This window comes from Celeribacter halophilus (genome assembly GCF_900114135.1).
Classification (GTDB): Bacteria; Pseudomonadota; Alphaproteobacteria; order Rhodobacterales; family Rhodobacteraceae; genus Celeribacter; species Celeribacter halophilus.
Genome location: NZ_FORY01000017.1, coordinates 58,731 through 67,077 on the forward strand (window position 1 = coordinate 58,731; position 8,347 = coordinate 67,077).

Genomic DNA, 8,347 nt, shown 5'->3' on the forward strand with positions numbered 1-8,347 from the left:
TTCCTCCCTTAGCCCAGAACAATTTCTGTGTCGCCGTCGAATGCAGCGACTGGAACCGGAAGGTTCTCAGGAGCCGGTCCTTTGCGGATGCGGCCAGACGTGTCGTAGTGCGAACCGTGGCACGGGCAGAACCAGCCACCGAAGTCACCGGCACCGTCGCCCAGAGGCACACAGCCGAGGTGGGTGCAAACGCCCATCATCACCAGCCATTCGCCAGCTTCGTCGAGGGTCCGGTTCTGGTCATCGGCGTCAAGGGTCGCGTCCTTGTTGTCGTTGCGAGCAACCGGATCGACCAGCTCGTCCATCGTGACGGCGCGTGCGGCGTCGATTTCCTCTTGGGTGCGGCGACGGATAAACACCGGCTTGCCGCGCCACTTCACGGTCAGTTGGGTGCCGGTTTCTACACCGCTGATATCAACGCGGATCGAACTCAGCGCCTGAACGTCTGCGGAGGGGTTCATCTGGTTGACCAGCGGCCAGACTGCTGCACCGGCGGCAACTGCACCAGCGCCACCAGTGGCGTAGTACAAGAAATCGCGTCGGGTGCCTTCGTGTTCATCTACGTGGGACACTGCAATTCTCCAATTTTCTCAGCCGGTCCTCCCCGGCCTAATATGTAAGAAGCCGCATTTTACTGCAGCTCTTCGCACGCGGTTTTAGCGAGAGGAGGCGCTCACGTCTAGCTTTCAATGAATTGTGAACATGCGCGATGTGTCGCGGTGTGGTCTCTTGGGGACATATAAGGTATATTTGAAAATTACCTATACCTTCCGACATCGCGACGCGACACCGTTAATCGGTGCCTCGTCTGAGGTATTTCTCCGGATTCGTTCCTCCGTCAGCCCACTTTTTCGGAGAAGATAAGAGGCTCTGCGGCAGGCTCCCATTTGGGATATTTCTGCATGATCTGTGCAAAGCGGTCCGAGGCCAGAAAGCGATCAAGCCAGCCATTTACGCCGACCCAATCCTGTGCCGCAAACCACGTATGATCTACCATTGCATATTGCCGCACAAAGGTGATCGTCGCCAGATCGGCCAGTGTCGGTGTGTCTCCGAACAGCCAAGGGTTCGTGCGAAGTCGGGGCTCGGCTTGTAGCAAAATCTGTGCGGCCTTATCGCGCTCGGCGGTCGGTTCGACGTTCTGATAGCGCGTTTCATATTTATAGCGATCAAGCGCAGTTTTGAACGGGCCTTCGATCTGGGTGATCCAATCCTCTCCCGCGTCGGGCATCTGGCGCAACCCTTCGGGGTCATTTTGCGTAAGGGCCCAATCCATAATGTCGCGACTTTCCTCGATCACACCGGTCTCGGTGATCAGGACAGGGACTGTGCCTTTCGGAGAGGCCTCCAACATGGCGCGGGGTTTGTCCCGCAAGACAATTTCGCGCAGTTCGACCTCAAGACCGGCTGAAGCAATCGCCAGCCGTGCCCGCATCGCATAGGGGCACCGCCGGAAGGAATAGAGGATTGGTCTCATACTGTAAGCCGAGTGCCTTTGATGCCTGTAATCGTGGCTTTCAGCAAAGCGCCATCGGGCTGCGGCGTGTCGAAACTCACTTCGGTGAATTGCTCTGTCCGGCCCATATGTGGATTTTCCACCAGAATCATATGTTCGTGCCCGATTTGCGCTTTGAGATGCTTCTGGACCTGCGCCTCTCCCGCTGCCCGCAGCCGCGCGGCGCGGTCACGGATCACCTTGCCATTCACCTGACGCGGAATTTTAGCGGCGGGGGTGCCTTCGCGTTTGGAATAGGGGAAGACGTGCAGCCATGTGAGGTCGCAGTCCGTCACCAGCTTGAGCGAGTTTTCAAACTGGGCCTCTGTTTCCGTGGGAAAACCCGCGATAATATCCGCACCAAAGGTCATTTCGGGCCGAAGTTTTTGCGCTTCTTCACAGAACCGGATCGCATCATCACGCAGATGACGCCGCGCCATACGTTTCAGAATCAGGTCATCGCCATGTTGTAACGACAGATGCAAATGCGGCATGAGGCGCGGCTCCGTCGCGATGGCCTGCATCAGCATTTCATCGGCTTCGATGGAATCAATCGACGAAATCCTGAGCCGCGGCAGGTCCGGCACCAGTTTCAGGATTCGCATCACCAGATCGCCCAAACGCGGGGTTGCGGGCAGGTCAGCGCCCCAGCTTGTCAGGTCCACGCCGGTCAAAACGACCTCGTTGAACCCCTTGTCCACCAGTCGTTTGATCTGGTCGACCACCACGCCCGCAGGCACAGAGCGGGAATTGCCCCGACCATATGGGATAATGCAGAAGGTGCAGCGGTGGTCACAGCCGTTTTGCACCTGCACATAGGCCCGATGCCGCCCGAATCCGTCAATCAGGTGTCCTGCGGTTTCTGTCACAGACATGATGTCATTTACCTGAACGCGCTCGGTCTGGCCGATGAAGTCCGGTCCCATGCTCTGCCATGTTTCGGGCTGCATCTTTTCACTGTTGCCGATGACCAGATCGACCTCGCCCATTGTGGCAAAGGTCTCCGGCTCGGTCTGTGCGGCGCAGCCTGTGACAATGATCTTTGCTTCGGGGTTTTCCCGTCTGAGTTTGCGAATCTCCTGTCGCGCCTTGCGCACGGCCTCTGCTGTCACAGCGCAGGTGTTCACCACCACGGCGTTCTCCACACCGTTTGCTTCGGCCAGTTCCTTCATCGCTTCGGTTTCATAAGCGTTGAGGCGACAGCCGAGCGTCGCGAAAATTGGCGGGTTGGCTCCCATCAGATGCGCTCCAGAAAGGATGTGTCGAACTCTGCCTTGAAGACGAGTTGCGTTGGTCCGGTCATCCAGACACCATCGTCGCGCCAGTCGAGTGTGAGCCAGCCGCCATCTACTTCCATCCGCACCTTCTTATCTGTCAGACCACGCACAGAGGCAGCCACAGCCGTGGCACAGGCGCCCGAGCCGCAAGCCAGCGTGATTCCCGTGCCGCGCTCCCAAACCCGCATCCGGATTTCGTCGCGTGAGCGGATCTCGGCGAATTCGACATTGGTGCGCTGCGGAAACAGTGGATCATATTCGACTTTCTTGCCCCAATTCGGGACATCAACCTTTTGAATGTCGTCGACAAAAAACACCGCATGGGGATTGCCCATGCCGACTGCAACGGGTTCACCTTCAAGCGGCAGGAAATCCGTATCGACAGGATGGGACAGCGGCACCTCGTCCCACATGCGCTGCGGGTGGCCCATGTTGACGGAGACCTCATCCCCGGATCGTTGCGCGATCAAAATTCCACGTTCGGTGCGGATCGTCACTTCGTCTTTGCCGGTTTCGTCAAGCATCAGTCGCCCGACACAGCGTGTGGCATTGCCACAAGCCCCTGCGAGTGACCCGTCCGAGTTCCAGAAATCAAGATCAATATCGGCGCTACTTGATGTGCGGATCTCTGCCAGCTGGTCAAACCCTACCCCGCGATGGCGGTCTCCGATGGCTTTTGCCAACTCCGGCGTCACAATAGCTTCCCGCCTCCGTGAGTCGATAATCACGAAGTCATTGCCTAGCCCGTGCATTTTCAGAAAAGGCAGGTTCGAAGGGAGAGTTTCTTGTTGCATGAGCGGGCATATAAACCTTGTTGTCACCTTTTCCAAGAAATTCTCAGTTTTCTGCTTGACGGTCCCCACCCACAACAGTAAACCCCGCCGCACAGCCTCTCGGGGCTGCGAGAGTGGGCCGTTAGCTCAGTTGGTAGAGCAACTGACTTTTAATCAGTGGGTCGCAGGTTCGAATCCTGCACGGCTCACCACTTCTCATAATATATCCTTTCCTTGCTTAGGTTTGGTGTTTGATTTGACGAACCTTTCCGGAAGGTTCGCCATATTACGATCGCCGTTGGGGCGAGCGATTAGTTTCTCGATCGCGGAATTCGCCATACCTTCGCGGCCCGCTGCCTCGGTGTAGCGTTGCACTAGGGCCAGTGTTTTGTGTCCCGTAACAGCACCTATTTCGTGTGCCGTGGCTCCAGCCTCGGCCAGTCGGCGAGCGCAGGCCTTGCGCAAGCCATGGGCTGAACATTGCGGTAGCTTTGCTTCTTCTGTCCACTGCTGCATGAGGTTTCCCAGTCCACCAGGGGAGCGGGCTCGGCCTTTATGGGTGGCCAGAAATGGGCGATCCTTCGGAAGCTTGTTCAAAACCTCGGCTAGGTCCGGATGTATTGGAATCGAAACGAGAACACCGCCTGTGCGCTGTGTTTTTTGTCGTCTATATTCGATCTTGCCGTCGGAGACGTTTTGCGGACCTAGCTTTACCGCGTCGACACGAGCTGCGCCTGTATAGAGCATTAGTGTAACTGCCGTATGTGCCAGCGTGCCTGATTTGTGGGTTTCATAGAATTGCGCGAGTTCGTCTTCGTCCCAAGTGTGAAATCCTTCGCCGCCTACGCGGAAGGGTTTTGTTGTCCGTGCTGGGTTGTCATTGCGCCAGTCTAAGGAGATAGCGAAGTCCATTAGTTGGATTAACCGCTTGCGCAGGTTGTTCGCAGCAGTAGGGGTACGGGCCTTTTCTGCTAGAAGCATTTGAACGTGTCTTCGTTGCATGAGGCGAACAGGCTTGTCGCCATGTTCCTCTCGAAACTTTTCGACAATGCCGCGGTAGACTTTCTGCGTACTGGGAGCGAGATCGAGAAACTCCGGTGAACGATACCAAAGCGCAATAAGTTGGCTGACACTATAGGGCTTCGTTCGTTCGGCTCCGATCCTCCTGCGTGACTTGTGGCCGTTCACAGCGTCCTCATAGCGCTGGATGAATTCTTCTGATCCGTAATCGCTACCAAGCTCGGCTGAAAACCCACCTCTCCGGAAGCGCCACCGTCGTTTTCGGTGCCGGTCAAAATACGCGGTGGCGCCGGGAAACTGCTTGCGGGGCTTCATGAGCGATCCCAAGGATTGTTGGTTTCATCAGAGTGTTTGTCGGTGCTGTAGATTACAATTTTGCCGTCGCGACTGATTTCAGATCGTACAACCGGTAATTCTGCGTCTCGGTACGCCTTGAGATACCGAGTTAGTTCTTTTTGCGATAATCCTGAGCGAAGCGTGGCCATAGGGTGTCCTTCCATGTCAGAGGCTGTGGCGATTTGGCTCGGCGCAAGGTGAGCTTGTCTGCCCTCTGTCTGGGCGTTTGATCTTAGTGGCTTCATGTTTGAATCTCTCCCAGCCGCTCAAAGTTAACATCTTGGTCTTCGGAGAAATCTCCACAAATTCTAGCCGGCCAGCGTTCATGAGTGCGCGAATTTGCGTAGGGCTTAACCCAACGATCTTACTTAGCTGTTTTGGGGAAAGTAGTTGTTCCTGTTCCAATGTAGCCTCCTTTGTTGGCTTTTAGGGAGAATCTCTTGTTTCAAACCATCAAGCGTGCTTTGATGGCTGAAGAAGTGATATGTGTCATTTTGTGCATATTTGACAAAATGTGCACCAACGTCAATCGGAATATATCTATGACGCGAAAAACGGCTGATTTGTTTGTTGGTATTGGAGCTAGACTCGCAATCACCCGAAATGAGATTGGGCTTCCGCAATCTGATATGGCTAAGGAAATTGGTGTCTCTTTGCGTGCTTATCACAGTTATGAAAAAGGCAATCGAGGTCTTCCGATCGAGGCCTTAGTTGCAATTCATGATAAGTTTCGTGCAGATGTGACATGGATTCTTCTTGGGAATAAATCTGTCCGCGTTGAGCATGACATTAATGCGCTGGAAGAGTTTGAGACCTCGCTTGACCAGTATCTGGTCAAACATGGTATCCGGATTAAAAGCGAAAAGCGTGGGGCTATTGTTGCGCGCTGGTATCGGTCACTGACTGATGGGAATGAAATCAAGATGGAAGACGTCCATACATGGATCGAATTGTTGAGGGAGTAGCATTGCAGATTAAAAATTTGCCACAGTGGCACCGCCAAAATTTAGTCGCGCTGGAGCGTGTCTATCAGGATATTGCCCGTTTTACTGGGCCGGTTTTTTACATTTCAAGCATAGCCGCGGGGGTTTATATATCGTGCTTTGCATATTTGTTTATGTTCTCTGTTCCCGAGGATTTAAGCCCAATGATGGTGCTGCTAGCTTGGTCGGCAGTTGTGCTCGTGCTGGTCTTCCCAGTTTTTGTACTGGCGGTGACTATTGATATGTATTTGTCTCGTCGGATTGGTAAAGCATCTCGGGCAGGAGTGTCCCCAGAAATTGTGTGAGTAGTTCGATGAAAGACTGGAAATCCATCGACGATCAGCTGACTCTCCTCAAGTCCCGAGGCATTGCATATTTCCAAGCGATCGCCTCGCGGTTTCGTCCAATGTCGCCGGGCAAGTTAAATAGTTTTGCGCGGCTTAGACATTGAGACCAAACCCAAAAGCGAAATTATAAGCGGCACAGTTTGGATATGAGATGGGCCTGAAGAAAGTAGAGCTTATGGTTACGAGACCCTCATGGCATGACGCGTTAATCCACGGAAAGCTATTTGACCGATGGGCCACCAGATTTGGGGCGCTGGCAATATTGCAGGTAGCTAGCAACACTCCCGCCGAGCCTTTTTGGGCGCTCAATATATTTGCGAGCATTGCTCTATGTATAGCGACGCTCAAGCCATTAACCGAACACATTATCTTTGCTTGTCAACCAGCGCAAAAGGATGGCCGCTATATGATCGGCGCAGGAGTTTCGATTGTGTTTGCTGTTATGACTATTGGTATCGCATCCACGTATTCGCGGCACCTTATAAATTGGTCGTTTTCTACAACAGGCTCTATGTTCTTTTCCGGTACGCTTTTTCTTATCGGGTGCTTAATGTACGTTATTGAGAAAAATAGGGCAAAATCGCATTCTTCGGAGGACGACAGGTCTGATCCTGCAGATGCTAAACCATAGCAGGATGGTCTTTGATCCCAACATTTCTCAACCTGCCACAGATTTGAAAGAATCTCTTCCGGATTATGCGGCTTTGTTCTAGTTTTTAATCTACCGCCTCCTAGCTGCAAGGCTGGATCAATTTAGTGAGCTAGATCAACGGAGCAGGGACATCTATATGTCACCAATAGGTGAGTATTGAAGCGCTACGTCGCTAGGCTCAATATTGGGAGGCATCTTGAATGAAGCTTTCGATCTAAAACCGCACGCTGAGTTAAAGGGGCATGGTAGGCATAGATGGCAAGTTCAGTTTTTTTCTTTACAGGTAAGGATTCGATACGCTTAGCCGAGGCTGAACTAGAAGAGGGCAGTCGTTCCAGATTTACAGTCATTGAAGTTAATCGGGATGGATCTTGCATGGCTCACTTTTGGGTGCCGAAGAGTGCTTCGGGACCCAACTGGTACACGTATGGGCCGCTGAGTATTTGCTTCTTGTCAAGCGATAAAGGCCAAAGGGTTTTGGATGAAAGCGAGGCATACCGTATCATTGATGATAGCACTCAAAAGACAAGCCTTGTTGACGTAAATTCAAAAGATCTAGGAATTTCATTCGTCACGATTGGGCTCTCAGCAATGGATTATCGTGCACTAGTTGACCATCTTGGAACTCACTACGCTTTGGAGGCGTTGCTAACAGTTAACGATTTTATTTCATTGAAAGAATATCGACCGAACAATCCAGAAGTCAAAAATCATCGTCTTAGAAAAAGAGTGCTAAAGTCTTTGATTAGGCGGACTGAGCAGTCGTTTCTGGTGGAAAATGGGATCGAAATCCTAAAAGAAAATGAACGGGCGTCAATTGATGCTGCACGACCTGAGTTTAGGTGTGGATTCAGGTTGCGGGACGGCAGGGATTATTCATTTGAATTTAGGTTTGGTCTGACTACGGATCTGGGGCAACGGATTGCAGTTTTAATCGGGAAAAACGGTTCAGGGAAAACTCAAACTCTACGACATATAGCAAGATTGGCGTTAGGCTCGCTCACGAACGAGTGGCGGGGCAACTTTACTCCCAGCAGAGTTATTGGGTTTTACTCTGGCCACAGGGTTTCCAAGGTGTTTCCGCCGCAGACACTAAAGCGAATGGTTTCTGGATATAAGGTATATGACCTGCCCCCCACAAAATCCCTCATTTTAATGTAGAGTCTGCCCAATCTTGAAGGAGCAGACGAATGCGAAAGAGCCGTTTTACCGAGGCGCAGATAATCGGGATGATCAAGGAGCAAGAGGCTGGCATGCCGACGGCTGAGGTGTGTCGTAGACACGGCCTCAGCCCTGCGACGTTCTACAAGTTCAAGTCTAAGTATGGAGGCATGGAAGTCTCGGATGCTGCCAGGCTGAAAACGCTGGAGGACGAGAATGCCAAACTCAAGCGCCTGCTGGCTGATACGATGCTGGACAACGTCGTTCTGAAGGATTTGCTGGGAAAGAATTGACGACATTGAC

Annotated in this window: 10 protein-coding genes, 1 tRNA gene and 1 pseudogene; 6 read left to right on the plus strand and 6 right to left on the minus strand. The window is 52.6% G+C overall.

Annotation, left to right across the window (positions count from 1 at the left end; translation table 11 throughout):
- Positions 1–8: 8 nt before the first annotated feature.
- The 4 genes from petA to dapF form a co-directional block, all read right to left on the minus strand.
- Positions 9–572, minus strand: a complete 564-nt coding sequence (gene petA, locus BM152_RS15195) for a ubiquinol-cytochrome c reductase iron-sulfur subunit (protein WP_066602273.1) — start codon at positions 570–572, stop codon at positions 9–11.
- A gap of 266 nt (positions 573–838) precedes the next feature.
- Entirely contained in the window at positions 839–1,477 is a 639-nt protein-coding gene (locus BM152_RS15200; protein ID WP_066602271.1) for a glutathione S-transferase, read from the minus strand.
- The gene (gene mtaB, locus BM152_RS15205) at positions 1,474–2,733 is read right to left on the minus strand and encodes a tRNA (N(6)-L-threonylcarbamoyladenosine(37)-C(2))-methylthiotransferase MtaB (RefSeq protein ID WP_066602270.1); all 1,260 of its coding nucleotides are present in this window, start codon (positions 2,731–2,733) and stop codon (positions 1,474–1,476) included. The genes BM152_RS15200 and mtaB overlap by 4 nt, the downstream gene beginning before the upstream one ends.
- Positions 2,733–3,566, minus strand: a complete 834-nt coding sequence (dapF, locus tag BM152_RS15210; protein ID WP_066602267.1) for a diaminopimelate epimerase — start codon at positions 3,564–3,566, stop codon at positions 2,733–2,735. Before dapF ends, mtaB begins: the two co-directional genes overlap by 1 nt.
- Before the next feature lie 115 nt (positions 3,567–3,681).
- Here dapF and BM152_RS15215 point away from each other — a divergent pair.
- Positions 3,682–3,757 (plus strand) — tRNA-Lys (locus tag BM152_RS15215).
- A gap of 4 nt (positions 3,758–3,761) precedes the next feature.
- Here BM152_RS15215 and BM152_RS15220 read toward each other — a convergent pair.
- Both BM152_RS15220 and BM152_RS19445 read right to left on the minus strand, forming a co-directional pair.
- The gene (locus BM152_RS15220) at positions 3,762–4,880 is read right to left on the minus strand and encodes a site-specific integrase (protein ID WP_066602265.1); all 1,119 of its coding nucleotides are present in this window, start codon (positions 4,878–4,880) and stop codon (positions 3,762–3,764) included.
- Positions 4,877–5,050: a hypothetical protein gene (locus tag BM152_RS19445; RefSeq protein ID WP_156444356.1), complete on the minus strand. Its 174-nt coding sequence runs from the start codon at positions 5,048–5,050 to the stop codon at positions 4,877–4,879. Before BM152_RS19445 ends, BM152_RS15220 begins: the two co-directional genes overlap by 4 nt.
- Positions 5,051–5,341: 291 nt before the next feature.
- On the opposite strand from BM152_RS19445, the gene BM152_RS15230 reads away from it, so the two are divergent.
- The 5 genes and pseudogenes from BM152_RS15230 to BM152_RS15250 all read left to right on the plus strand — a co-directional run.
- On the plus strand, positions 5,342–5,866 hold the full coding sequence (locus tag BM152_RS15230; RefSeq protein WP_231730508.1) for a helix-turn-helix domain-containing protein: 525 nt from the start codon (positions 5,342–5,344) through the stop codon (positions 5,864–5,866).
- Positions 5,842–6,189 carry a hypothetical protein gene (locus BM152_RS15235; RefSeq protein WP_066602256.1) on the plus strand — a complete coding sequence of 116 codons (348 nt, stop codon included), beginning with the start codon at positions 5,842–5,844 and terminating at the stop codon, positions 6,187–6,189. Before BM152_RS15230 ends, BM152_RS15235 begins: the two co-directional genes overlap by 25 nt.
- Before the next feature lie 193 nt (positions 6,190–6,382).
- Complete coding sequence (locus tag BM152_RS15240; protein ID WP_066602254.1) at positions 6,383–6,862, plus strand: hypothetical protein; 480 nt, start codon at positions 6,383–6,385, stop codon at positions 6,860–6,862.
- 276 nt (positions 6,863–7,138) lie between these two features.
- The gene (locus BM152_RS15245) at positions 7,139–8,044 is read left to right on the plus strand and encodes a hypothetical protein (protein WP_139222518.1); all 906 of its coding nucleotides are present in this window, start codon (positions 7,139–7,141) and stop codon (positions 8,042–8,044) included.
- Positions 8,045–8,073: 29 nt separating this feature from the next.
- A pseudogene (locus BM152_RS15250) lies at positions 8,074–8,331 on the plus strand (transposase); the annotation flags it as partial.
- Positions 8,332–8,347 lie beyond the last annotated feature (16 nt).

Bases quoted from the DNA above. Each gene is read 5' to 3' on its own strand.
- BM152_RS15245 (WP_139222518.1), top strand. From the start codon at position 7,139: ATGGCAAGTTCAGTTTTTTTCTTTACAGGTAAGGATTCGATACGCTTA.
- BM152_RS19445 (WP_156444356.1), bottom strand. From the start codon at position 5,050: ATGGCCACGCTTCGCTCAGGATTATCGCAAAAAGAACTAACTCGGTAT.
- mtaB (WP_066602270.1), bottom strand. From the start codon at position 2,733: ATGGGAGCCAACCCGCCAATTTTCGCGACGCTCGGCTGTCGCCTCAAC.
- BM152_RS15240 (WP_066602254.1), top strand. From the start codon at position 6,383: ATGGGCCTGAAGAAAGTAGAGCTTATGGTTACGAGACCCTCATGGCAT.
- BM152_RS15235 (WP_066602256.1), top strand. From the start codon at position 5,842: ATGGATCGAATTGTTGAGGGAGTAGCATTGCAGATTAAAAATTTGCCA.
- BM152_RS15200 (WP_066602271.1), bottom strand. From the start codon at position 1,477: ATGAGACCAATCCTCTATTCCTTCCGGCGGTGCCCCTATGCGATGCGG.
- BM152_RS15220 (WP_066602265.1), bottom strand. From the start codon at position 4,880: ATGAAGCCCCGCAAGCAGTTTCCCGGCGCCACCGCGTATTTTGACCGG.
- dapF (WP_066602267.1), bottom strand. From the start codon at position 3,566: ATGCAACAAGAAACTCTCCCTTCGAACCTGCCTTTTCTGAAAATGCAC.